Source organism: Rhodosalinus sp. 5P4 (assembly GCF_041365695.1).
Taxonomy (GTDB): Bacteria; Pseudomonadota; Alphaproteobacteria; order Rhodobacterales; family Rhodobacteraceae; genus Rhodosalinus.
Genome location: NZ_JBGFSJ010000003.1, coordinates 372,608 through 396,128 on the forward strand (window position 1 = coordinate 372,608; position 23,521 = coordinate 396,128).

Genomic DNA, 23,521 nt, shown 5'->3' on the forward strand with positions numbered 1-23,521 from the left:
CTTTTGAACGCGCGAAAGCTATTCAAGATGCTCTTGAACGGGGATCGATGACCATTGTCCTTTAACGAAGCCAACACCGTCGAAGCCTTCATCCGCGACCGCCTTTCGGGCAGCGCCAGTCCAGCCGCGGTTGCACCCGGCCTCGCCCGGCAAGGCGGCGCGATCTCCGGCCTTGGCTGGCATTTCGTCGGCCCCGTCGACCTTCCGCGCCAGTCGCAGGAGGCGCTGGTCGAGCTCTGGCTGCGCGACGCCCTGATCCGCCTGAACCCCGACATCACCGCCAATCCGTCCCGCGTGGACGACGTGCTCTACCGCCTGCGCGCCATCGTCATGAGCGCGCGCTCGGACGGGCTGGTGAAGGCCAACGAGGAATTCGCCGCCTGGATGCTCGGCGAACGCTCCATGCCCTTCGGCGCGGACGGCCAGCATGTCACCATCCGCCTGATCGACTTCGACGACATCGAGCGGAACAGCTTTGTCGTCACCCAGCAGTTCACCTTTCGCGCCGGCAAGACCGAAAAGCGCGCCGATCTGGTGCTGCTGATCAACGGCCTGCCGCTTGTCTTGATCGAGGCCAAGACGCCGGTTCGCTCCAGCCAGAGCTGGCTCGACGCCGCGCTCCAGGTTCATGACGACTACGAGCAGAACGTGCCGGAGCTGTTCGTCCCGAACGTCTTCTCGGTCGCCACCGAGGGGAAGGAATACCGCTACGGCTCCGTCCGCATGCCCGTCGATCTCTGGGGCCCGTGGCGCACGGATGCCGACGGCCCGCAGTCGATGGGCGAGGTCGAGAAATCGGTCAACGCGATGCTGCGGCCCGCGATGGTGCTGGACCTGCTCGCCAATTTTACCGCCTTCGCCACGCAGAAGGGCAAGCAGCGCATCAAGATCATTGCCCGCTACCAGCAGGTCGAGGGCGTCAACAAGATCGTCGAGCGGGTCGTCGCCGGCCAGGTGCGCAAGGGGCTGATCTGGCACTTCCAGGGGTCCGGCAAGTCTCTGCTAATGCTGTTCGCTTCCAAGAAGTTGCGCCTGCAACCCGCCTTGAAGAACCCGACAGTGCTGGTGGTGGTCGACCGCATCGACCTCGACAGCCAGATCGCCGGCACCTTCTATGCCGCCGACATGGCCAATCTGGTGCGCACCGACAGCCGCAAGGAGCTGTCCGACCTGCTGGCCAAGGACGTGCGCAAGGTCGTCATCACCACGATCCACAAGTTCGCCGAGGCAGACGGCGTGCTGAACGACCGCGACAACATCATCGTCATGGTCGACGAGGCGCACCGCACGCAGGAGGGCGACCTCGGCCGCAAGATGCGTGAGGCGCTGCCGAACGCGTTCCTGTTCGGTCTGACCGGCACGCCGATCAACCGCGCCGACCGCAACACCTTCTACGCCTTCGGCGCCGAGATCGACGAGAACGGCTACATGAGCCGCTACGGGCTCAACGACTCGATCCACGACGGCGCGACCAAGGAGCTGCATTTCGAGCCGCGGCTGGTGGACCTGCACATCGACCAGCAGGCGATCGAGGAGGCCTATGCCGAGCTGACCGAGGGCCTCACGGACGAGGACAGGGACAAGCTCGGCCGCGCCGCCGCAAAGATGTCGATCCTGGTGAAGGCTCCGGAACGCATCAGCGCCATCTGCGCCGACATCGCGCAGCACTTCCAGACGAAGGTGCAGCCGAACGGTTTCGGCGCGCAGGTGGTGACGTTCGACCGCGAAAGTTGCGTTCTCTACAAGAAGGAGCTCGACAAGCACCTGCCGCCGGAAACCTCCGACATCGTCATCTCGGTCAACAGCGGCGAGCCGGAATACGCGGCCTACAAGCGCGACCGGGATGCCGAGGAAAAGCTGCTCGACCGTTTCCGCGACCCAAAGGATCCGCTGAAGATCATCATCGTCACGTCGAAGCTGCTGACCGGCTTCGACGCCCCGATTTTGCAGACGATGTATCTCGACAAGCCGCTGCGCGACCACACGCTGCTGCAGGCGATCTGCCGGACAAACCGCCCCTACGGCGAGCAGAAGACGCACGGCCTGATCGTCGACTACCTCGGGATCTTTGACGACGTCGCACAGGCGCTCAAGTTCGATGAGAAGGGCGTTCAGAAGGCGGTGTCCAACATCGCTGAACTGGCTTCAATGCTGCCGTCCGCGATCCAGAAGAGAGATCCGGACAACCAGAACTTCGATGAAATGGAAATGGATTGCGCTGAATGTGGCGCAGTACTGGATCGCGAGGAGGTCTTCGAAGCTGCAATCGGCGAAGCCACAGCAGGTGACGCATACATCGCCATGACCGATGGTGGAGAACCCCCAGTGACCACATGCCCAGAATGCCATCGTGAAAGCTGGGTGAACGGAGAGGGCTGCGTCCTCTGTCCAGGTGCTGATCTGACGTGTTCAATGTTTGGAGAGGAGTTCAATCCGGACGATTTCAATTATGACGCCGGCATGTGTTCATACTGTGCCTGGCGAATGGACAAGGTGATGCGGGAGTAGCACGGTCGAGCTGTTCTATCCTACTACTCGCTAAAGTTTGGTCTCAGTTCCTTTTCGCGAAGGCCACTAGCGTCGAAGTGTTCAGCCGGGAAAACTTGAAACCACAATGATTTCAGATGCTTGCAAGCTATTCACCAAAACGGCGCAGTCATGAGGTCCGGAGAATATCGGCACTGAGAGACCGCTTCCGGGCCTCCTGGCAGCAGGGCCAGTGCTCAGCCCCAGCCGCATAACCCTCGAAAACCAAGGAAAAATCCGGCCCCAGCCAGATGGGGAGAACCTTTTCGCTAGGGCAAGTGGCGGAGGGGATGGAACCGGAATCGAACGTTCTCCGGCCCCTAAGCCATTGGATTTCATTTCATGGAACCGAGTTGCATCCGATAAGCGGTCCAGACACGAGCGATATCGAACGGCGCTGGTGCAGGCCGAGGCGATCAGACATGACTCGGTCGCGGTGATGGCGCTGGCGAACTGGACGACGCCGAAGACGTTCTAGGCGTTCCCGCCCAAAGCGGTGGCGAAGAACCAGAGGGGTGTGCGCAGTCGCGCATGGAGAAGCGAACATGCCGGCCATCGAAAGTGTCATCAATGGGGATGTTCAGCGGATCACCGCCTATGTCCGCGCTTTGCAGCGCGCTCACAGGATAGAGGAGCGATGACCTTCAACCTCGCGCCGGTCGAAACCGCTTGTCGCAGAGTCAGCTTCCTGGCTTGGACTGACGAGGCAGACCTTGGGAAGGCTGGTCCTCGTAGGGTCACGCAAATTCCAGTTGTCTCGACGCGTTGTCGCAACTATTTCATAATCATGAGAGAGATCGCGGACAGTTCTGCAGCGAAGCGTTTGACGGCGCTGATCGTGTGCCTTGCGCTCATGATCGCCGGAATAGCTGCGGCTGTCGCGATCGAACATCCGGGGCATGACAGCAGTGGAAGCGTCGCCTGGACGTCGTCCGATTATGGGTCGATGGACCACGCATCGCACCAGATGGCGTCCGGGAAATCCGACGCGGAGTGCTGTGAACCCGACACCACGGCTGCGTCGAGCTGCCATATATCAGCCTGTTGTCTTTCCGAACTGCAATACTCGAACGTTACGCCGTCCCTGGAGCACAGCCGAAGCGCCTGCGCTCAGTCGATGGGAAATCTGGTCGGACCTTCGATCAACACCCCTCTCCCTGAACGACCTCCCCGACTTTCCTGACAGGTTCTTGCGGGTCCGAGCCCTCGAGCGGCTCGGGTCCATCTTGAATTTTGGGCCGATCCACAGCGGATCGGCTGCCAGGAGGTTGCAATGCGTGGACGCTACACGGCTCTCGCGATCCTTGCCTTGGCGGGCGGCGCCGCCGGCGGCATCACCCTAGAGAGGTTCTACCTCAACCCGGCGAGTATGGACGGGTCAGATGGCCCGGAGATTCTCTATTGGGTCGCTCCGATGGACCCGAATTTCCGGCAACCGGGACCGGGCAAATCGCCCATGGGGATGGACCTGATCCCTGTCTATGCCGGTCAGGAACCTGCAGGCGATCCCTCAGAGGTCTCGCTCAGCGCGGCCGAAATCAATGCGATCGGGGTACGCACCGCGCTGGCGCGGATGACGGACGTGGCTCCGAAGATCGAAACCGTCGGATTTGTCGGCTATGACGAGCATCTGACCAGCCATGTCCACACGCGCGTCGATGGATGGATCGAGTTGCTGAACGTGCGCGCGGTGGGTGACGTTGTCCAAAAGGGTGACGTGCTGTTCGAGCTCTTCTCGCCGGAATTCGGCGTCGCAAGCTTTGATTTTCTGAGGGCCGTGGAGAACGGAACGGGGCTGTCGCGCGAGGCGGCTCGCAACAAACTGCGGAGCCACGGTGCCACCGAGCGACAGATCGCGGAGATCGAGGCATCCGGAGAGGTCGCGCGTCGCATAGCCGTCGAAGCCCCGAGGGACGGTATCGTGGTGGCTCTCGAGGCCGCGGACGGCATGTTCCTGCAGCCGGGAACGCAGGCGGTGTCGATCACGGATCTGAGCCAGGTGTGGCTGATCGTAGATGTGTTCGAGCGTGACATCTCGCGCCTTTCGGAAAACATGACTGCTGTCGCCAGCTTCGAGCATCTTCCGGGGCGAGTCTTCGAAGGCAGGATCGACTACGTCTATCCCGAGCTCGACCCGCGCACGCGAACCCTTCCCGTGCGCCTGCGGTTCGACAATCCGGAAGGCCTGCTTCGGCCCGGCATGTTCGGGAACGTGAGCCTCCTTCCCAATACAAGCCGTCAGGTACTGACAGTTCCGTCCGAGGCCGTGATCCGCACCGGATCGGCGGAGCGGGTCATCCTGAAGACGGGCGAGGGAACGTTCCGGCCCCGGCTCGTCACGACGGGCCTGCGCGACAGTTTCGGAGAAGGCGGCCGCACGGAAATTCTGCAAGGCTTGTCTCCGGGTGAGGAGGTCGTGGCCTCCGCCCAGTTCCTGATCGACAGCGAAAGCGCCCTGAGTGCGGGCTTCACGCGGATGGCGCCGACAGATGAAGAGCCCGCGCGCGGGACAGGCACGCTTGTAGCACTTGACCGTGACCGGCGGGTCGCGACGCTTCGCCATGGTACTCTGGAAAGCCTCGACTGGCCGGCCATGACGTCCGAGTTCCCGGTGCGCGCGGACGTGTCGCTGGACCGGCTGCGGGAGGGAGAGGAAGTGTCGTTCCGCGCCGCCCGGGGCGCCGACGGTCTGCTCGGCCTGATCGAGCTGGGTCCCGATGATGGGGTCGCGGCGACGGGAACGGGCATGGCCCTAGCCGTAACGCCCGGAGGCAAGCTGAAGCTCGATCATGGCCCTATTCCGGATCTTGGCTGGCCGGCAATGCAGATGGACCTCGATGTGGCCGGTCTCGATCCGGCAAGCGTTCCACTCGATACGCCAATCGAGTTCGATCTCGCCAAGGATGAGAACGGAATGTTCTCCATCATCGCCGTGCGCGCCGAGGGCGAAGATGCACCTGCGGTGGGGAAAGTTGACGAGACGCCGACCGCGGCGGCGCCTCCTATCGTCGTTTCAGGAACGATTAACGCCATCGACCCGGCAACTGGACAGGCAACGATCACCCACGGACCGATCACCGAAATCGGCATGCCAGGCATGACGATGGCGTTCGCTGTGGACCCGGAACTGGACCTCTCTGGAACCGAAACAGATCAGGAGATGACCCTCACCTTTGCAAGGCCGGATGGAATGACCATGGTGCTGACGGCTGCCGCGCCTGTCGTCCCGAGTGCGCCGCCAATCACCGTCACCGGTACCATCGACGCCGCAGATGCCGAGGCTGGGCGGGCGACCATAACCCACGGGCCGATCATGGAGATCGGGATGCCGGGGATGACGATGGAGTTTGCCGTCGATGCCGATCTCGACCTGGCCTCTCTGCCGACCGGGACGGAAATGTCGCTCACCTTCGCGCGCCCGGACGGCATGACGATGGTGCTGGCAAGTGTCGAGCCCACGCAGCCGCCGATGGAGGTCTCTGGCACGATCAATGCGGTCGACCCTGATACGCGGATGGCCAACATCACCCATGGGCCCATGGCCGAGATCGGCATGCCGAGCATGACCATGGATTTCGCCATCGCCGATGACATCGATCCGGCCGCCTTGCCCACCGGGGAGGAACTCACCCTGCTTCTGCATCGCAACCCCGACTTCTCGATGACACTTGTCGGCACCGCCGCTGCGCGGAGCGTATCGCAATGATCCCCACCATCATCCGCGCCTCGATCGCGAACCGCTTCATCATCGTGGCGCTCGCGCTCATGTTGGCGGCGGCCGGGGTCTGGGCCATCCGCGAGACGCCGGTGGACGCGATCCCTGACCTGTCCGACGTCCAGGTGATCGTGCGCACGCCTTATCCGGGTCAGGCGCCGCAGGTGGTCGAGAACCAGATCACCTATCCGCTCGCCACCGCCATGCTTTCGGTGCCCGGGGCGCAGGACGTGCGCGGCTTTTCCTTCTTCGGGGACAGTTTCGTCTATGTCGTCTTCGAGGACGGCACTGATCTTTACTGGGCGCGCTCGCGGGTGCTGGAATATCTCGGCCAAATTTCCGGAAGCCTTCCCGAGGGCGTCTCCCCGCAGCTGGGGCCGGATGCGACGGGCGTAGGGTGGATATACCAATACGCCCTGATCGACCGCACCGGGAACCATGACCTGTCGCAGCTCCGCACGCTTCAGGACTGGTTCCTGAAATACGAGTTACAGGCAGTCGAAGGCGTTTCTGAAGTCGCCACCATCGGCGGGATGGTCAAGCAGTACCAGGTCGTCGTCGATCCAAACAAGCTCAGAGCCTACGACATCACGCTCGCGCAGCTGCGCGGAGCGATCCAGGCCGCGAACCGCGAGACCGGTGGCAGCGTGATCGAGATGGGCGAAGCGGAGTTCATGGTCCGCTCGTCGGGCTACATCGACGAGCTTGCGGACCTCGCCAGCGCGCCCTTGAGGGTCAATGAGCGCGGCGCCGCGCTGACGCTCGGCGACGTGGCCGAGATCCGGCTCGGGCCGGAGATGCGCCGCGGCGTCGGCGAGTTCGACGGGATTGGCGACGCCGTGGGCGGCGTTGTGATCCTGCGCTGGGGCGGCAACGCATTGGCCACGATCAAGGCGGTGGAGGCGCGGATCGCGGAGTTGCGCCCGAACCTGCCCGCGGGCGTCGAGATCGTGACCACCTACGACCGCTCCGGTGTGATCGAAAGGGCCATAGAGAATCTTCAGAAGAAGCTGACCGAGGAATTCATCGTCGTGGTGCTGGTCTGCGCCGCCTTCCTTCTGCACCTGCGCTCGTCGCTGGTTATCCTTCTGTCGCTTCCCCTGGGCATCTTCGCGGCCTTCATCCTGATGAAGGCCCAGGGCGTGAACGCCAACATCATGTCGCTGGGTGGCATCGCCATCGCCATCGGCGCCATGGTCGACGCCGCCATCGTGATGATCGAGGCGATGCACCGTCGGCTCGAAAAGGAGAAGCTGACGGCTGAGAACCGTTGGCGGATCGTGCTGGAATGCGCATCCGAGGTCGGACCTGCGCTGTTTTATTCGCTCGCCATCATTACGGTGAGCTTCCTGCCGGTCTTTGTTCTGGAAAATCAGGAAGGACGGCTGTTCAAGCCGCTGGCCTATACCAAGACCTATGCGATGGCGGCAGCGGCGATCCTGTCGATCACGCTGGTGCCGGTGCTGATGGGCTATTTTGTCCGCGGCCGCATCCTGCCCGAACGCAAAAACCCCCTAAATCGCGTCGTCGTCTGGATGTATCGCCCGTTCCTTGACGCGGCCATCGCCTGGCCCTGGGCCACGACCTTTCTTGCCGCCGCTGTTGTCGCCTCAATGTGGTATCCGCTCCAGCGCCTCGGTTCGGAGTTCATGCCGGAACTGAACGAGGGCGACTTTCTCTACATGCCGACGCTCTACCCCGGCGTCTCCATCGGCAAGGCGCGCGAGGTCCTGCAGCAAACCGACAGGCTGATCGCGACCATCCCCGAGGTGGAAACAGTACACGGAAAGCTTGGCCGTGCGGAAACCGCGACCGATCCGGCACCGCTAACGATGATCGAGACCACCATCCAGCTTAAGCCGGAATCCGAATGGCGCCCGGGCATGACGATGGAAGGGATCCGTGACGAACTTGACCGTGTGGTTCAGGTGCCCGGCGTCACGAACGTCTGGATCCAGCCAATCAAGAACCGGATCGACATGCTGGCGACGGGGATCAAGACGCCCGTCGGCGTGAAGATCTCGGGCGCCGACCTGAACGTCATCGAACAGATCGGTATCGCGGTCGAGGAGGCCGTGCGCGGCATAGACGGCACCGCCTCGGCCTATGCCGAACGCCCCATCGGCGGGCGCTTCATCGAGATCGACGTGAAGCGCGACGCGGCCGCCCGCTACATGATGAGCGTCCGCGACGTGCAGGACGTAGTGCAGACGGCCATCGGCGGCATGCAGGTGTCGGAGTCCGTCGAAGGGCTCGAACGGTTCCCGATCAACCTGCGCTACCCGCAGTCCTGGCGGGACAGTCCCGAGCGGCTCGAAACCTTGCCCGTGGTCACGCCTTCGGGCGCCCATGTCCCGCTCGCCGCGTTCGCCGATATCCGGATCGTCGATGGCCCGGGGATGATCCGGTCCGAGAACGCCCGGCGCACGGGATTCGTCTTCATCGATATCGCGGGCCGTGACCTTGGCAGCTATGTCGCCGAGGCACGCACGAGGGTCGCCGAAGAGGTCACCTTGCCTCCGGGCTACTCGCTCACCTGGTCAGGGCAGTACGAATACATCGAACGGATGCAGAAACGGCTGACAATCGTGGCCCCCGCGACGCTTCTGATCATCACGCTGATGCTCTTCATGGCCTTCAACCGGGTGATCGAGGTCGGGATCATCCTCGCGGCCCTACCGCTGGCGTTGGCCGGGGGCGTCTGGTTCCTGTGGTATCTCGCCTTCGACATCTCGGTGGCCGTGCTTGTCGGCTTCATCGCGCTCGCAGGCGTCGCGGTCGAGACCGCCATCGTGATGCTTCTCTACCTCAACCTCTCTTGGGAAAAGCGCCGCAAGCTCGCGCAGACCGAGAACCGCAATCTGACTCGGGACGACATCGAGGAGGCCGTCTTCGAAGGCGCGGTTCTGCGGGTCCGGCCCAAGGTCATGACGGTGGCCACGATCTTCGCGGCTCTCATCCCGATCATGTACGGCACCGGCACCGGGTCCGAGATCATGCAGCGGATCGCGGCGCCGATGATCGGCGGCATGGTGACAGCGACCTTGCTGACCCTTTTCGTGATCCCATCGATCTTCGTGATCTGGAAGGTGCTGGCTCTGCGCCGCGTAAATCGCGAGATCGCCCCCCTCATTCTGCGGCCTGAACAATCTGTGCCTGCCGAATAATCGAACCGTAAACCAACTGATGGAGCTTCTGATGAAGACACTCACTGCAACCCTCGGCCTTCTGGCTCTGACGTCCATGCCGGCCTTCGCCCAGATGAACCATGGCATGGACCATTCCAACATGCCGATGTCGTCCGAACAGATGGAGGGCGCGGTCCACGCAAAGGCCGTGGTCAACTCGATTGGCGACGGCACAGCCAATGTCAGCCATGATCCGATCCCGGAGATCGGCTGGCCTGCGATGACCATGGATCTCCCGCTACTGGAGAACGCGGAAATGATGGGGGAGATTTCCGCGGGCGATGAAGTTACGATCATGCTCGTGAAGGGATCGGACGGCATGTACGCAATTGGCGCGATGATGCCGAACTGAACCACGCAACGCAGCGACCGGCCACTCCGCGCCGGTCGCCCACACTTCAATGAACTGGCCGAGAAATGAACCGAAAACTCTCCCGCATTCTTTCCGCGACCGCGATTTGCCTGTCGGCAACTCCGCTTATTGCGCATTCCGAAAAGGAAGGCACAACGCCGGCAGACGGCGCGCAGCTGACCGAGACGCCCGAGATGATCCACATGGTGTTCGACGACCCGATGCGGATCACCATGGTGAGACTGTTGAACGCGGATGGCGCCGAGATGCCGATGGAGCGCGGCACCGGACTGGCGCCGTCGCTGGAGTTCCATGCCGAGCCGGAACCCCTGAGCCCTGGCAGCTACACGGTGGAATGGCGTGGGCTGGCGTCTGACGGCCACGCCATGCAGGGCAGTTTTTCCTTCGAGTTGGCCGACTGAGACCGGATGCTGGCCGCGCTCGCCTCTGCCGATGCCGTCACATGGCTTTCGATCAGCGTGAAGGTGCTTGCCTATGGGGCGACGCTCAGCGCCATCGGCAGCGTGCTTGTGCTTGTGGTATTGCGCGAACTGGGCGAAGGCGGACGCACCGCGCTTCGCCTGACAGCCGTCGCCTCAGCGCTCGCCGCCGCTCTGTTCTCGGCGCTGCGGCTGCCAGTGCGGGCCAGTTTCCTCATGGGCGGCACCTGGGACGGCGCGACGGACACAATGATCCTTGGGATGGTGGCGGACAGCCCGCTTGGGACCAGCGTGGCAGTGCGGCTCGCGGGGCTTGCCCTGATACTCGCGGCGCTCTGGCGCGCGCGCGCGGGCCTTGTCCTCGCTGTCATAGGTGCATGTATCGCTTCCGTGTCCTTCGCGCTGCGCGGCCATGCGCTCGGCGAGCCGCGGGTGATTCTCGGCGCGCTCATCACGCTGCATATCCTCTGCCTTGCGTTCTGGATTGGCGGCTTTGCGCCGTTGGCGCGGGCGGCGCGATTGGACCCGCCAGCACAGGCCGGCGCCCTGGCCCATGAATTCGGGCGGCGCGCGCTTTGGGCCGTGGGCCTTGTCGTCTTTGCTGGCGGAATCACGCTGGCACTCCTGGGCGCCGCGACGCCATCCGCCCTGTCCAGCCCCTATGGACAGATGTTCGCGGTCAAGCTCGTCCTTTTTGCCGGCGTGATTGCGCTGGCCGCCGTCAACAAGCTTACGCTGACACCGGCGCTGCTGACCGGGGCGCCGGGTGCTGGCGCGCGCCTGCGCCGTTCCATCGGCGTCGAGGCGGGATTGGTGGCAGGCATCCTTGTCGCGACAGCGGCACTCACCACGCTTTCCGCGCCGCCGGGCAACGGCGACAGCGCGCAGGCCGCACTTTCCGCGCCATCCCGAGGGGCGGCGCACCAGACGTATGGAGAGGCTTCATGACCCGCATCACACGCCGGCAATTCCACATCTCCGTGCTGGCCGCCGCGGCCGCCGCAACATTGCCGACCTTCGTACGGTCCGAGACCGCGCCGATCCTGCACGCCCGGGAGGGCAGCGCCCGGCTGGCGCCGGCGGAGTATCCGGAGACGCGGATCTGGGGCTATGACGGCACCGTGCCCGGCCCCGTACTGCGCGCACGCCAAGGCGAGCGGATGACACAGAGCTTACGCAATGACCTCCCCCAGGCCTCAAGCGTGCACTGGCATGGCATCCGGATCGAAAATTCCATGGATGGCGTCGCCGGACTGACGCAACCCGCCGTCGCGCCGGGGGAAGAGTTTCTCTACGATTTCGCGCTGCCGGACGCGGGCACCTATTGGTACCATCCCCACAACCGCACCTACGAGCAGATGGCGCGCGGCCTCTACGGCGCGCTGATCGTCGAGGAAAACGAGGGCGCGCCGGACGTCGATCTGGACGAGGTGCTGTTGATCGACGACTGGCGCGTCACCGACGACGCCCAGATCGCCGAAGGCTTCGGCAACATGCATGACTGGGCGCATGCGGGCAGGATCGGCAACTGGATCACGGTAAACGGAAACGGAGTCTGGTCGAGCGAAGTGGCGCACCACACCCGCATGCGCCTGCGTCTTGTGAACACGGCAAATGCCCGGATCTTCACGTTGGAGGGGCGCGGGCTGGAAGGTTGGGTCGTCGCGCTCGACGGCATGCCGCTCGAGGCGCCGCAGCCACTTGGCGAGCTCACCCTCGCGCCGGCGCAACGGGCCGACCTGATTATCGATGTGGTGGCGGGTGAAGGTGAGGAAGCGTTCCTTGTAAGCTTCGAGCGGGACGGCGGTTACGCCATTGCGGCCTTCCCGGTTACGGGTGTTGCCCGACAGGCCCGCCTCTCCGCACCGGGCGCCTTGCCGCCAAACCACGTCCCCTTCCTTGGACCCTTGGAGACCGCTGCGCGGGCTGAACTGCGAATGGAGGGCGGCGCCATGGGCGGCATGCGCGGCGCGATGATAGGTGGACGCATGATGGGCATGCGTGACATGGCGGCAGAGGGCAAGGTCTGGGCCTTCAACGGTATGGCGGACATGGGCGATACGCCGCTGCTTGACGCGCGCATGGGAGAAACCGTGCGGATCGCCATGATCAACGACACCGCCTGGCCCCACGGGATGCATCTGCACGGGCACCACTTCCGGCAGATCGGCGTGGACGGTCGTTTGGGTCCATTGCGGGACACGATCCTTATGAACCGCGGCGAGACTGTTGAGATCGCCTTCGTGGCGGACAACCCGGGCGACTGGCTCCTGCATTGCCACATGCTGGAGCATTCGGCCGGTGGAATGATGACCTGGCTGCGCGTTACGTGACGCGTAGCTCGAAGGAAAACCGAACTGGGAGATACAACCGATGAACCGCAGACACTTCATCCTCACTGGCCTCGCCTCTTTCTTGGGCGCGGCGACGCTCACCCGCCCGGCACTGTCAACGCCCGGTCAAACGGAGGTTTTCAAATCGCCGACCTGCGGCTGCTGCTCGGCCTGGGTCGACCACATGGCTCGTGCCGGCTTCGATACAGTGGCGCGCGACGTCGATCAGGAAACCCTCTGGTCGATGAAAGCCCGGGCAGGCATCACACCGGAACTGAGTTCGTGCCACACAGCATTCATCGACGGCTACTTCGTCGAAGGCCACGTGCCGTCGGGTGATGTACAGCGGTTGCTGGCCGAGCGCCCTGACGCGCTTGGCCTCACGGTGCCTGGCATGCCGATTGGGTCGCCCGGAATGGAAATGGGCAACCAGCGCGACGCCTATGACACACTGCTCGTTCTGCGCGACGGCAGCACGGAGGTATTCGAGAGCCACGCCTGAGCTACACTTGTCGCCTCGAAGGGAATGAAGGAGTGGCGTCCGCGCGGGCCTGCGGCTTCGGGAGAGATCGGTCGCGAAACCGAATATCATTGGCACGCCCGCGCCTGCTCCCGCATCACTGCGTAGTCGGTGATCATCTCCGATACGGCCGACCCTTCCGGCAGCAGGACCAGCTCCTCAGCCGCCCGCGCCTGAAACTCATCGCTGTACCCGACGACAGGTGGACACGCCCCTGGCCCGCTACCGTCAGAACTGACCGTCGTGCAGCCACTCAGCCAAATCGTCGCGAGAGCGAGGGCGATGCGCCGCCGCCTCGAGCATCCGTCGTTGGGCGTCATGCATCTTCTCCATGGTCTCAAGGCGTTCGACGAGGCGTCCCGCTCGCTCCCCGGAGCGCCGAAGCGAAAACAGGAACAAGAGCACGGCGAGCGCGATGGCTCCGTAGCGCAGCGCCGCCCGCATCCACGGGCTCGTGGCAATCCCGGTGACCAGCCTGGCGATCACCGCCGCCCCCGGCGCCAGTCATCGAGACGCGCGTAGATCGTGACCGCGATGCCACCGAGTGCCACGACGATGAACACCCAGCGAAGCGTGTCGAGATACGGCAACAGCGGCAGGATCGCGGTCTGGGTCTCGGCCAGGACGCTCTGCGCAACCTCCACCCCGGCCGCGCCCAGCGTGGCTACGCCTGCCGCGCCACCCCCCTTCATCGTGCGGCTGCCGGCCAGCACTTCGCGCGCGGGCGGCGTTTCGGCTGCAAATGCCGTCGCCCGCACCGGGAACCGCTCGCCCCAGTGGCGAGCGGGCCCGAGGTCGACATGGATGAACCCCGAGCGCGGGTAGAAGCCGAAGCCGAGGAACCCGACCTCGCGCGCCGCGGTCTCGAAGGCCACGGGGTCGTGGTTCGCCATTGCGATGTCGAATGCGGTGCCGTCGACGTGCTTCGAGTGGGTCGCGCCGCCGACGGCACGGTTGTGCTCGGGGCTGCGATAGGCGGAGCGGACGATCAGCGGCTTGCCCAGCCGGTCGCGGAGCGCCTGCAGTTTGTCGATCGGGGGCTCGTTGATCAGCAGCTTGCCGGTACCTCGGCAGGCGATTTCGGCGGGCGAGAAGTTCGGCCAGCGCCAGCCGCTCTCGGGCACGTCGCGCCAATGGCGGTGGAAGGTCGTGGTCGTGGGTCCTCCGAAAAGAAAAACCCGCCTCGAGGGCTGACGCATTCCGCGCTGTGGGGCACGAACCCGCCGTCTGAGGGCTGACGCATTCCATTCGGTGGGATATAGGCGACGTCGCGCGCGAGATGCGCGTCCGCGAAGAGCGTGTCGAGAGCGGATGCGAACGCGCTGGTCATTGCTATATTGCTCCCATGAAACAGGAATCGATTTCAGAGCGCCCGACGAGGATCCGAGCCGTTCAAGCTCTTTCAGAGGCTTTCGTTCACCAGCACCCGGACACATCCCTCGACCCGAAGGGCTACGTCGCAGATTTTCGCGACACCCTGCTTCCGCAGGTCTCGCTGGAGGATTTCGAAGCAGACCTATCCTCGGGCGACGGCAACGAGCTGGAGACCAAGTTTCGGGCGGCCCATTCTTCATCAGGGCTGGCGGTCAACTGCTTCGCGCCGTTTCGGAGCCGGCTCGCCGACCTCGCCATGCCGATGGGTGCCGGTTTCGACGATCTTCGCTTCGAACGGAAATGCCCCACCGGACTCCGCGGTGGCCGTGCTCCCAACCTCGACGTCGTGCTTTCGGGCCCCAGCGGCGTGGTCGGGATCGAGTCCAAGCTGACCGAACACCTGTCGGCCCACCGGGCCGAATTCTCGCCCGCCTACGAGGAGCAGATCAGGGACGCGCGGCGCGATCAGGGATACTTTCGCGAGATGCTGCGCCTCCGGGATCGCCCGGACCAGTACACTTGGCTCGACGCTGCACAGCTCATCAAGCATGCCTTCGGTCTGGCTCGCACCTTTCCAGACCGCCCCGTGACGCTGCTCTATCTGTTCTGGGAGCCTGCGAACCCGGGTGCCGGTCCGGAGTTCGCCGCCCATCGGGAGGAGATCGAGGAGTTCAGGGCGCGCGTGGCAGGATCATCGCCGGCGTTCGAGGCGATGAGCTACCCGGAACTCTGGCGCTTCTGGCAGGATACCGAACCGGCCGACTGGCTGGTCCGGCATCTCAGCGATCTCAACGCCCGATACAGCGTCACGCTCTGACTCGTCAGGTCCGTCGTGCCGAGCGCAGCACCTGCGGGCGGGTGCAGATCGGCAGCGGGTTGGACTCGATCTCAAGCCGCACCCACTCGTCGCGATCCCGGTCGGGGATCGTGCGGGCGTAGAGCGGCTGGCCGAGGGTGTTGACCGTCTCGAAGGTGTCGGCGGGGGCGTAGTAGATCTCGAAGAGCCCCTCGATACCCTCAGGATAGAAGAACGCCTTGTCGGTCGGCACGGTGAAGCCGACCCCGCCCCGGTAGCGGCGGAAGGTGATGCCGCCGAAGCTGACCTCGTCGGCCACGCGGCCCCGCAGGTCGGCCGCCGCGGCGGTGTTGAGATAGGTCTCCCGCACTTCCTTGTGGGCCACGAGATCGGCGAAGAAGGCAGAGCCGCATTCGGCGCGGATCTGCACGGCGCCGACCGGCTCTACCGCTACTATGTCAGCCAGACGGTGCTGAAGCACGGCGCCGGATCCTGCCCCGTCGGCCGAGTCCCCGCCGCCGAGATCGAGGCGGCCGTCATCGACCAGTTGCGCGTCGTGTTCCGCCAGCCGGAGATCGTCGCAGGGACGTGGAAGGCGGCACGCGGCCACGCCGACGACATCACCGAGGCCAACGCCCGTGTGGCCCTGCTGCAGCTCGACCCGCTGTGGGACGAACTCTTCCCCGCCGAGCAGGCCAGCATCGTCGCGCTGCTGGTCGAGCGCGTGGACATCGGCACGGACGGGCTCAACGTCCGCCTCCGCGTCGACGGCCTCGGAGGGCTCGGTACCATTCGACCGAGTACCACCGGAATCGAAGTGTTCAGGTAGTCAGTCAGGAAAGCATTTCAATTTCAGAGGGCTACAGGCTCTACACCGAAACTGCGCAGTCGAGAGGTGCGGAGAATATCGGCCTCGAGAGACCTATCTTGGTTCAGCCAGCGCTGGCGCCAGTGCTCAGCCCATCCCGCATAACCCCCTAAAACAACGGAAAAATCCCGCCGCAGCCGGATCGGGAGAACGCTTTTGCAGGGGCAAGTGGCGGAGAGACAGGGATTCGAACCCTGGAGACGGTTTCCCGCCTACACGCGTTCCAGGCGTGCGCCTTCGACCGCTCGGCCACCTCTCCGTGAGGATGGTGTTTGCCTCAGGCGCGCGCGCGATGCAAGGGGGCGCTCAGTCGGCGAGGTGCAGCGTCACGCGTCGGTTCTGGCGGCCCTTCTTCTCGATCTTGCCGAGGCGCAGCCCCCCGATCTCGCCGGTGCGCGCCACATGGGTGCCGCCGCAGGGCTGAAGATCCACCTGGTCCTCGCCCGCGCCGATCCGGACGAGACGCACCCGCCCCGCGCCGCTGGGCGGGGCGACCGACATGGTCTTGACGAGGCCGGGGTTCGCGGCGAGTTCCTCGTCGGTGATCCAGTCCTCGGTCACGGGAAGATCGCGTGCCACCAGCGTGTCGAGCTCCGCCTCGAGCGCGGCCTTGTCTTCGGGCGCCTCGGGCATGTCGAAATCGAGCCTGCCCTTGCCCTCGCCGATGGCGCCGCCCGTGACCGGCAGCGGCAGGACCACCGACAGCAGATGCAGCGCGGTGTGCACCCGCATGTGCGCGTGCCGCCGCGCCCAGTCGAGGGTCTGCACGACCGCCGCGCCCACCGGCGGTCGCACCGCGTCGCCATCGTCAGGCAAGAGCACGATCGCGTCCCCCTCGCCCTTGACGGTCGTGGCCACGCGCAGCGCCCCACCCTCCCATTCGAGCGTTCCGCTGTCGCCCGGCTGCCCGCCCCCGGTGGGATAGAAGAGCGTGGCGTCGAGCACCACGCCGCCCTCGGGCGTCACCGCCGCGACGCGGGCGGGGGCGGTCTTGAGGTAGGGGTCCTCGCGGTAGAGAAGACGTGTCATGGGCCTGTCGGTCTCCTTAGGATTGGGGGGCGCGGCGGCCTCTGCCTCAGGCCTCGCGCGCGACGGGGGACCCGCCGTCCTGCGGCGTGCTTTCGTCGGGAGAGGCCGCCGCGGGGGGCGGCGGCGCGCCCTTGTGCAGCGTCTCGGGGTTTTTCAGCCACACGTCGCGCTGCGGGAAGGGAATCTCGATCCCCTCCTCGGCGAAGCGTTGGGCGATGTCGTGGTTCATGTCGGAATGGACCGAAAGCATCCAGTTCACGTCGCGCAGGATGGCGCGGATCTCGAAATCCAGGGAATTGTCGCCGAAGCCCTTGAAGAGAACGGCGGGCGGTGGATTGACCAGCACCATGGGATGATCCTCGGCCACGTCCATGAGGATCTTTTCCACCTTGCGGGTGTCGGTGCCGTAGGCCACGCCCACGGGCACGATCACGCGGCCGATCGTGTTCCCGCGCGTCCAGTTGGTCACCACCCCCGAGACGAGATCGGCGTTGGGGATCACCACGTCCGTGCGGTCGAACGTCTCGATGCGGGTGGAGCGCACCGAGATCGCGCGCACATATCCCATCTGCCCGTTGACCTCGATCCAGTCGCCCTCGGAGACCGGGCGCTCGATCAGCAGGATGATGCCCGAGACGAAGTTCTCGACGATCGTCCGCAGCCCGAAGCCCACGCCGACCGAAAGCGCGCCCGCGACGATCGCGAGACCGCTGAGATCGATCCCCGCCACCGAGACCGCGAACAGACCGGCAAGCAGGATGCCCACATAGCCCACGCCCGAGACGATGGCGTTGCGCCCGCCCACGTCGATCTTCGTCTTGGGCAGGATGGAGTTGCGCAGCGTGCCCTGCAGCAGGCGCGTTCCGAGATAACCCAGCAGGAAGACGATCAGGAGGGTGAGGAAATCGCTGAGCGTGATGCGCGTCTCGCCGAGGACGACCCCCTCGCGCAGCGTCGCCCAGAACTCGGTCAGATCGGCCACGCGCGCGCCCCAGACGAGCGCGATGAACGGCAGCGCGAGAAGGCTCAACAGCATTCCCAGCATGACCGGAATCAGGCCCTCCGGATCGGCCTCGGTCCGCTTGGTGACGAGCCGGTAGACGTCGCGCACGAAACGCTGGAGGATCAGCACGATCCCCGCGATCGCGAGGGTGAGCACCCAGGGGTAGATCACCTCCGCAGCGGCGCGGTAGCCGATGCCGGCCAGCACCGGTGCGGCGACGGCGACCACCATGGAAATCCGGCCCGCGAGGCGGATCAGCCGGTGATGAAAGACCTCTTCGCCATCATCTTCGGGCTCCGCGCTGTAGTTCGACAGGATCTGCCCCAGCCGGAAAAGCACGAGCCCGACGAGGGCGATCACGGGAAAGGCGAGGACGGAGACGGATTCGGGCGCGTAGTTCTCCAGTTCGACGATGCGGCCCAGAATCAGGTGCAGGACCATCAGAAGAGCCAGCGCGGACGTGTACCACCGCGCCTCGAAGCGCGCGGTGCCCTCGATCGGGATGATCGCCTCGCGCTCGTGCTGACTGAAAAGGCGCAGACCGATCCAGCGATAGCCCAGAAGCAGCGCCGCCGCGCCCGGCAGCAGCGACAGCAGAAGCTCGCCGCGCACCCCGGCCCCGCCCCCGTCACGCAGCGCCAGCACGATGGTGGAAAAGCCCACGAGCGGCAGGATGATGGTCCCCAGCGAGACCAGCGTGGTCCACACGCCGGTGCCGCGCCGCGTGCTCTGTCGCAGCCGCGCGCCGGCGATCCGAACCCAGCGCGGGCCGCGCAGCGCAAGCAGAAGCCCCACGGCGATCATGCCGAGCGTCACGGGCGCGCGGTCGCGCATCTGCGCGCGTACGGTGGGAGACGCCCAGTTTTCGCGGAATTCGCGCTGCAGCGCGACCGCGGAGCGCGACAGATCCTCCAGCGCATCCGGCCAGTGGATCGGGTTCAGCGGACTGGGCCCGAGCGAGCGAAGTTCGCGCAGCTGGCGCTGGCGGATCGTGCCGTCGATCTCGCGGATCAGCCCGTCCGCGCGCTTGAACGCTTCCTCGGCCCTGAGCACCGGTGCGAGCAGCCCCTCGAGCTGGGTGCGCAACTCGGCGCGCCGCGCGGCGATCTCATCGCTTTCGGTGCCGTCCTCGGGCACGGGGCCGAGCGCGGCGAGCTGGGTGCGCAGGGTCGCGATCCGCGCGGCATTCTGGTCCTGCGCCTCGATGAAGCGCATCCGCCACTCCGCGATCTGCCCGCGAAGATCCTCCAGCGCTTCGTTCGACGCGCGCCCGGCCTCCACGACCTGTTCGGCGCGATCGGCCACCATGGCCCAGCTTTCGTAATCGATGGGGCCCACCGGGGCATCCTGCGCAAGCGCGCCGACCACCATCCAGAAAAGGACGGCCGCGGCAAGCGCCGTGGCGCGGATCATCCCGAACGCGGATCTCGACATGCGCTCACTTCCCTTCGAATACCGACGGCAGCGACGCCGGCGCGCGCGTCAGGAAGCCCGGCATCGGCAGATCCTTCTCGCGCAGGAACTCGGGGTTGTAGAGCTTGGACTGGTAGCGGGTGCCGTAGTCGCACAGGATCGTCACGATGGTATGGCCCGGGCCCATCTCACGCGCCATGCGCATGGCGCCCGCCACGTTGACGCCCGAGGAACCCCCGAGGCACAGCCCCTCCTGCTCCAGCAGGTCGAAGACGACCGGCAGCGCCTCCTCGTCGGGGATCCGGTAGCAGAAATCGGGCGTGAAGCCCTCGAGATTGGCGGTGATCCGCCCCTGCCCGATGCCTTCGGTGATCGAGCTGCCCTCGGCCTTGAATTCGCCCGTCGTGTAGTAGCTGTAAAGCGCCGCGCCCATCGGGTCGGCAAGGCCCATCTTGACGCCCCTGGGCTGCAACGCCTCTGCCACGCCTGCCAGCGTGCCGCCCGAGCCCACCGCGCAGATGAAGCCGTCGACCTTCCCCTCGGTCTGCGCCCAGACCTCGGGCCCGGTGCTCTCCACATGGGCCTGGCGGTTGGCGGTGTTGTCGAACTGGTTGGCCCAGATGGCGCCCTGCGGTTCCGACTGCGCCAGCCGTTCGGCCAGGCGGCCGGAATAGCGGACGTAATTGTCCGGGTTGCGGTAGGGCGCGGCCGGGACCTCCACCAGCTCCGCCCCCGCAAGGCGGATCATGTCCTTCTTTTCCTGGCTCTGGGTTTCGGGGATCACGATGACGGTGCGAAAGCCCATCGAGGCGCCCACCAGCGCAAGCCCGATGCCGGTGTTGCCCGCCGTGCCCTCGACGATGGTGCCCCCGGGGCCGAGCGCGCCCCGCTCCACCGCGTCGCGGATGATCCAGAGCGCCGCGCGGTCCTTGACCGACTGGCCGGGGTTCATGAACTCGGCCTTGCCCCAGATCTCGCAGCCGGTGGCCTCGCTCGGGCCGTGGAGCCGGATGAGCGGCGTATTTCCGATCGCATCGGCGAGATTCCCGGCCACGCGCATGAGGCACCCTCCCTTCACGCTGTTTCGCCCTGTCTATGGGCGGCTCGCCGCGAACTCAAGCGGCCCCGAAGATCACGCCTGCGTGCGCAGACGCGCCCGGTGCCGCGCCAGCCAGTAAAGCGCCAGCAGAAGCGGGCCGACATCGAGCTCCGCGGCCTCGGCGAGCGCCATCGCGGTCTCGAACGGCATCACGTGGCGGCGGATGTCCTCCGCCTCGTCGTCGAGCCCGCCGGTGCCCTCGACCCGCTCGGGCAGGCGGCAGATCCCGACATAGACGTGGAAGTATTCGGTGGTGCTGCCGGGGCTGGGATAGTTGCGCGACACGAATTCAAGCCGGTCGAAGGACAGGCCGGCCTCTTCCGCGCCCTCGCGCAGGGCGGCCTGCTCGGGCGTCTCGCCGCCATCCACGCGCCCGGCCACCGGTTCAAGGCACCAGGGCCGGGGATCGCCGCGGAAATACGGGGCCGGCCGGAACTGTTCCAGCAGCATCACCCGGTCCGAGACCGGATCGTAGGGCAGCACGATCGCGGCATCGGTGCCCATCAGCGCCGCGCGCGTCACCACCGGGCCGTAACCGCCCTCGAAGCGCGGGTAGGAAAGGTCGCGCTCCTCGACCGAATAGAACCGCGCGTAGGGGATGCGGCGCGCCGTCTCGCGCACGGTGTCCGCGCCGAAGCCCTGCGGGGCGCGATCCGGCGCGGGCGCCTCAAGCGCGTTCAGCCGGGCCTGCGCGCGGGCGCGGATCATCGGAAACATCGCCGCGACGCTGTCGGCGTCCCGCTCCTCGCGGTGGATCATCACCTCCTCGGCGGCCGCCACGCTGAGCGCCCCCCACCGCGCGGCCCACGCGTCGAGGCGGAAAGGCGCCCCGGGCGTATAGCGCCCGGGCGGGCAGGCATAGAGCTCGGCCCTGCGCGGCCCCTGCCCCGTCTCGACCGTCACCTGCCGGCGCGCGAAATCGAAGCCGCCCTCGTAGAAATCGAGCCGGGCGCGCCCCTCCGCCGAGAGCCGCTCGAGCAGAAGCCCCTCGGCCCGGGCGCCCAGCTCCTCCAGCAGCATCGGGAAGGGTTCGTCCTCGACCCGACGCACCGCGTGATCGTGCAGAGCGGCAGGCACGGCGCCCGAGTCCCCGGCGGGCGCGCCCAGCACCGTCTCGAGCAGGGGCGGATGGCGCAGCGTTCCGTAAAGGAAAAGCGGCGCGCTCATCGCCAGCGGCGCGACGCGAATTCCGCGACAAGCCCCGACAGAAGCGCCCCGGCAAGCAGGGTCCAGATCACCTGCCCGTCAAGCAGGTAGGCGCCGTATTCGACCAGAAGTTCGAAGACCGCCGCGATCGCCTCCATCGGGCCGTCGTAAACCCGGCGCAGCGACAGCCGCACCATCTCGTTCACCGCTTGCAGGAACAGCGCCCAGAACACCAGCGCCGCACCCCCGGTCAGCCCGTTGCCGATCGCGGCCGAGTAGCCGCGCCCGGCGCGGCTGCCGACTACGATCCAGCCGCAGAGCGCGCCCAGCACCGTGTTGATCAGCGTCAGCCAGCCGAAATCCATCTCCTGCTCGATGACGGATTTCACGATTTCCGAGGCCAGGAATCCCGTCGCGGCGAGGATCAGGGCGGCGACGAGACGCGCGGCGGTCGGCATCAGACAGGCCTTCGGATCGAGATCTGCGTGACGTCACAGATACCGCTGTGAAACAGCGCCGCGCAAGAGGTGAGGTAATAGTTCCACATCCGGCGGAAGCGGTCGTCGAACCCGGTGGCCGCGATCCGGTCCCATTGCGCGTTGAACGTCTCGTGCCAACGGCGCAGCGTCAGGCTGTAGCTTTCGCCGAATTCGCGGCTGTCGTCGAAGGCCAGACCCGCACGTTCCACCTGCTGGCGCAGCACCGTGGGCGATGGCAGCATGCCCCCCGGGAAGATGTATTTCTGGATGAAATCGACGCTCTTGCGGTAACTCTCCCAGCGGCGGTCCTCGACGGTGATGATCTGCAGACCCGCCGAGCGTCCGGGCTTGAGCCGCTCGCGCACCGTGTCGAAGTAGACCGGCCAGTAACGCTCGCCCACCGCCTCGAACATCTCGATCGATGCGACCCCGTCGAACTGCCCGCGGATGTCGCGGTAATCCTCGAGCCGGAATTGCACGCGATCGGAAAGTCCTGCCTTCGCGATCCTTTGCTGGGCGTAGTTGAACTGTTCCCGGCTGATCGTGACCCCGGTCACGCGCAGGCCCCGCTCGCGCGCGGCGTATTCCGCGAAACCGCCCCAGCCGCACCCGATCTCGAGCACGTGCTCGCCGGGCTTCACGCCGATGCTGTCCACCAGCGCGGCGTATTTTGCCTCCTGCGCGCGCTCGGTGCTTTCCTGGCCCGTTTCGAAGAGCGCCGAGGAATAGGTCATCGTGTCGTCGAGCCAGAGCGCGTAGAAATCGTTGCCGAGATCGTAATGGGCAGAGATGTTGCGGCGCGCCTGCCGCTTCGTGTTGGACTGAAGCCAGAAGCGCAGCCGCTCCAGAGCGCGCACCAGTCCCATGCCGGGAAAACCGTCGTAGACGACATCATTGTCGTTGTGCACGAGGTCCATGAAGGCCTGAAGGTCCGGCGTGCTCCATCCGCCCTCGAAATAGGCCTCGGCGAAGCCCAGGTCGCCGTCGCGCAGAAGGCGCGCGAAGATGTCCGGGTCATGGACATGCAGTTCGGCCACCGGGCCCGGGTTGCGCCCCTCTGCGCGAAAGCGTCGCCCGTCCGGCAGCACGAAATCGGCGCGCCCGTTGTTCATCCGGCAGGCCATGGCGAACACCCGCGCGAAATAGAGCGGCAGGCCGGTCTGGTCCTCGGTGGTGGTCAGGATCATGCGCGTCTCCATCGGGGATTATCCGGAACAGCTATGCCGAAACAGGCCGAAGC

Annotated in this window: 19 protein-coding genes, 1 tRNA gene and 1 pseudogene; 11 read left to right on the plus strand and 10 right to left on the minus strand. The window is 65.6% G+C overall.

Annotated elements, in window-relative coordinates; genetic code table 11:
- Nucleotides 1-54 precede the first annotated feature (54 nt).
- The 9 genes from AB6A69_RS07245 (at nt 55) to AB6A69_RS07285 (ending at nt 13,056) form a co-directional block, all read left to right on the plus strand.
- Nucleotides 55-2,508: a type I restriction endonuclease subunit R gene (locus tag AB6A69_RS07245; RefSeq protein WP_371060265.1), complete on the plus strand. Its 2,454-nt coding sequence runs from the start codon at nt 55-57 to the stop codon at nt 2,506-2,508.
- Between the two features lie 805 nt (nt 2,509-3,313).
- Nucleotides 3,314-3,709: a hypothetical protein gene (locus tag AB6A69_RS07250; protein ID WP_371060266.1), complete on the plus strand. Its 396-nt coding sequence runs from the start codon at nt 3,314-3,316 to the stop codon at nt 3,707-3,709.
- Between the two features lie 90 nt (nt 3,710-3,799).
- Complete coding sequence (locus AB6A69_RS07255; protein WP_371060267.1) at nt 3,800-6,232, plus strand: efflux RND transporter periplasmic adaptor subunit; 2,433 nt, start codon at nt 3,800-3,802, stop codon at nt 6,230-6,232.
- The gene (locus AB6A69_RS07260) at nt 6,229-9,408 is read left to right on the plus strand and encodes an efflux RND transporter permease subunit (protein WP_371060268.1); all 3,180 of its coding nucleotides are present in this window, start codon (nt 6,229-6,231) and stop codon (nt 9,406-9,408) included. Before AB6A69_RS07255 ends, AB6A69_RS07260 begins: the two co-directional genes overlap by 4 nt.
- A 31-nt stretch (nt 9,409-9,439) precedes the next feature.
- On the plus strand, nt 9,440-9,781 hold the full coding sequence (locus AB6A69_RS07265) for a copper-binding protein (protein WP_371060269.1): 342 nt from the start codon (nt 9,440-9,442) through the stop codon (nt 9,779-9,781).
- 65 nt (nt 9,782-9,846) lie between these two features.
- On the plus strand, nt 9,847-10,203 hold the full coding sequence (locus AB6A69_RS07270; RefSeq protein ID WP_371060270.1) for a copper resistance protein CopC: 357 nt from the start codon (nt 9,847-9,849) through the stop codon (nt 10,201-10,203).
- 6 nt (nt 10,204-10,209) lie between these two features.
- Nucleotides 10,210-11,169, plus strand: a complete 960-nt coding sequence (locus AB6A69_RS07275; RefSeq protein ID WP_371060271.1) for a copper resistance D family protein — start codon at nt 10,210-10,212, stop codon at nt 11,167-11,169.
- On the plus strand, nt 11,166-12,554 hold the full coding sequence (locus AB6A69_RS07280) for a multicopper oxidase family protein (protein ID WP_371060272.1): 1,389 nt from the start codon (nt 11,166-11,168) through the stop codon (nt 12,552-12,554). The genes AB6A69_RS07275 and AB6A69_RS07280 overlap by 4 nt, the downstream gene beginning before the upstream one ends.
- Before the next feature lie 40 nt (nt 12,555-12,594).
- Nucleotides 12,595-13,056 (plus strand): DUF411 domain-containing protein, encoded by a 462-nt coding sequence (locus tag AB6A69_RS07285; RefSeq protein WP_371060273.1) that lies wholly within the window; start codon nt 12,595-12,597, stop codon nt 13,054-13,056.
- Nucleotides 13,057-13,302: 246 nt separating this feature from the next.
- On the opposite strand, the gene AB6A69_RS07290 is transcribed toward AB6A69_RS07285, so the two are convergent.
- Together AB6A69_RS07290 and AB6A69_RS07295 are read right to left on the minus strand one after the other, a co-directional pair.
- Nucleotides 13,303-13,560, minus strand: coding sequence for a hypothetical protein (locus AB6A69_RS07290; protein ID WP_371060274.1), 258 nt, complete (start codon nt 13,558-13,560; stop codon nt 13,303-13,305).
- A complete protein-coding gene (locus tag AB6A69_RS07295; protein ID WP_371060275.1) occupies nt 13,557-14,273 on the minus strand; it encodes a YcbK family protein in 717 nt (238 codons plus the stop codon). Before AB6A69_RS07295 ends, AB6A69_RS07290 begins: the two co-directional genes overlap by 4 nt.
- Nucleotides 14,274-14,419: 146 nt before the next feature.
- On the opposite strand from AB6A69_RS07295, the gene AB6A69_RS07300 reads away from it, so the two are divergent.
- Nucleotides 14,420-15,265 carry a hypothetical protein gene (locus tag AB6A69_RS07300; RefSeq protein WP_371060276.1) on the plus strand — a complete coding sequence of 282 codons (846 nt, stop codon included), beginning with the start codon at nt 14,420-14,422 and terminating at the stop codon, nt 15,263-15,265.
- A 4-nt stretch (nt 15,266-15,269) separates the two neighbouring features.
- On the opposite strand, the gene AB6A69_RS07305 is transcribed toward AB6A69_RS07300, so the two are convergent.
- Complete coding sequence (locus AB6A69_RS07305; RefSeq protein WP_371060277.1) at nt 15,270-15,629, minus strand: major capsid protein; 360 nt, start codon at nt 15,627-15,629, stop codon at nt 15,270-15,272.
- Nucleotides 15,630-15,680: 51 nt separating this feature from the next.
- Here AB6A69_RS07305 and AB6A69_RS07310 point away from each other — a divergent pair.
- Nucleotides 15,681-16,073: pseudogene (locus AB6A69_RS07310) on the plus strand (zinc ribbon domain-containing protein); the annotation flags it as partial.
- A 208-nt stretch (nt 16,074-16,281) separates the two neighbouring features.
- Here the strand turns inward: AB6A69_RS07310 and AB6A69_RS07315 are convergent.
- The 7 genes from AB6A69_RS07315 to AB6A69_RS07345 all read right to left on the minus strand — a co-directional run bounded on the left by AB6A69_RS07315 (nt 16,282) and on the right by AB6A69_RS07345 (nt 23,468).
- Nucleotides 16,282-16,371, minus strand: a tRNA-Ser gene (locus AB6A69_RS07315).
- Nucleotides 16,372-16,418: 47 nt separating this feature from the next.
- Nucleotides 16,419-17,141, minus strand: a complete 723-nt coding sequence (locus AB6A69_RS07320; RefSeq protein ID WP_371060278.1) for an alanyl-tRNA editing protein — start codon at nt 17,139-17,141, stop codon at nt 16,419-16,421.
- Nucleotides 17,142-17,187: 46 nt separating this feature from the next.
- A complete protein-coding gene (locus AB6A69_RS07325; RefSeq protein WP_371060279.1) occupies nt 17,188-19,578 on the minus strand; it encodes a DUF3772 domain-containing protein in 2,391 nt (796 codons plus the stop codon).
- A gap of 4 nt (nt 19,579-19,582) precedes the next feature.
- The gene (locus tag AB6A69_RS07330) at nt 19,583-20,617 is read right to left on the minus strand and encodes a cysteine synthase A (RefSeq protein ID WP_371037664.1); all 1,035 of its coding nucleotides are present in this window, start codon (nt 20,615-20,617) and stop codon (nt 19,583-19,585) included.
- Between the two features lie 72 nt (nt 20,618-20,689).
- On the minus strand, nt 20,690-21,823 hold the full coding sequence (locus AB6A69_RS07335) for an NUDIX domain-containing protein (protein WP_371060280.1): 1,134 nt from the start codon (nt 21,821-21,823) through the stop codon (nt 20,690-20,692).
- The gene (locus tag AB6A69_RS07340) at nt 21,820-22,260 is read right to left on the minus strand and encodes a TrgA family protein (RefSeq protein WP_371037666.1); all 441 of its coding nucleotides are present in this window, start codon (nt 22,258-22,260) and stop codon (nt 21,820-21,822) included. The genes AB6A69_RS07335 and AB6A69_RS07340 overlap by 4 nt, the downstream gene beginning before the upstream one ends.
- Nucleotides 22,260-23,468 (minus strand): class I SAM-dependent methyltransferase, encoded by a 1,209-nt coding sequence (locus AB6A69_RS07345; protein ID WP_371060281.1) that lies wholly within the window; start codon nt 23,466-23,468, stop codon nt 22,260-22,262. Before AB6A69_RS07345 ends, AB6A69_RS07340 begins: the two co-directional genes overlap by 1 nt.
- Nucleotides 23,469-23,521: the final 53 nt, after the last annotated feature.

Bases quoted from the DNA above. Each gene is read 5' to 3' on its own strand.
- AB6A69_RS07250 (WP_371060266.1), top strand. From the start codon at position 3,314: ATGAGAGAGATCGCGGACAGTTCTGCAGCGAAGCGTTTGACGGCGCTG.
- AB6A69_RS07255 (WP_371060267.1), top strand. From the start codon at position 3,800: ATGCGTGGACGCTACACGGCTCTCGCGATCCTTGCCTTGGCGGGCGGC.
- AB6A69_RS07260 (WP_371060268.1), top strand. From the start codon at position 6,229: ATGATCCCCACCATCATCCGCGCCTCGATCGCGAACCGCTTCATCATC.
- AB6A69_RS07265 (WP_371060269.1), top strand. From the start codon at position 9,440: ATGAAGACACTCACTGCAACCCTCGGCCTTCTGGCTCTGACGTCCATG.
- AB6A69_RS07270 (WP_371060270.1), top strand. From the start codon at position 9,847: ATGAACCGAAAACTCTCCCGCATTCTTTCCGCGACCGCGATTTGCCTG.
- AB6A69_RS07275 (WP_371060271.1), top strand. From the start codon at position 10,210: ATGCTGGCCGCGCTCGCCTCTGCCGATGCCGTCACATGGCTTTCGATC.
- AB6A69_RS07280 (WP_371060272.1), top strand. From the start codon at position 11,166: ATGACCCGCATCACACGCCGGCAATTCCACATCTCCGTGCTGGCCGCC.
- AB6A69_RS07285 (WP_371060273.1), top strand. From the start codon at position 12,595: ATGAACCGCAGACACTTCATCCTCACTGGCCTCGCCTCTTTCTTGGGC.
- AB6A69_RS07295 (WP_371060275.1), bottom strand. From the start codon at position 14,273: ATGCGTCAGCCCTCGAGGCGGGTTTTTCTTTTCGGAGGACCCACGACC.
- AB6A69_RS07300 (WP_371060276.1), top strand. From the start codon at position 14,420: ATGAAACAGGAATCGATTTCAGAGCGCCCGACGAGGATCCGAGCCGTT.
- AB6A69_RS07320 (WP_371060278.1), bottom strand. From the start codon at position 17,141: ATGACACGTCTTCTCTACCGCGAGGACCCCTACCTCAAGACCGCCCCC.
- AB6A69_RS07325 (WP_371060279.1), bottom strand. From the start codon at position 19,578: ATGTCGAGATCCGCGTTCGGGATGATCCGCGCCACGGCGCTTGCCGCG.
- AB6A69_RS07330 (WP_371037664.1), bottom strand. From the start codon at position 20,617: ATGCGCGTGGCCGGGAATCTCGCCGATGCGATCGGAAATACGCCGCTC.
- AB6A69_RS07335 (WP_371060280.1), bottom strand. From the start codon at position 21,823: ATGAGCGCGCCGCTTTTCCTTTACGGAACGCTGCGCCATCCGCCCCTG.
- AB6A69_RS07340 (WP_371037666.1), bottom strand. From the start codon at position 22,260: ATGCCGACCGCCGCGCGTCTCGTCGCCGCCCTGATCCTCGCCGCGACG.
- AB6A69_RS07345 (WP_371060281.1), bottom strand. From the start codon at position 23,468: ATGATCCTGACCACCACCGAGGACCAGACCGGCCTGCCGCTCTATTTC.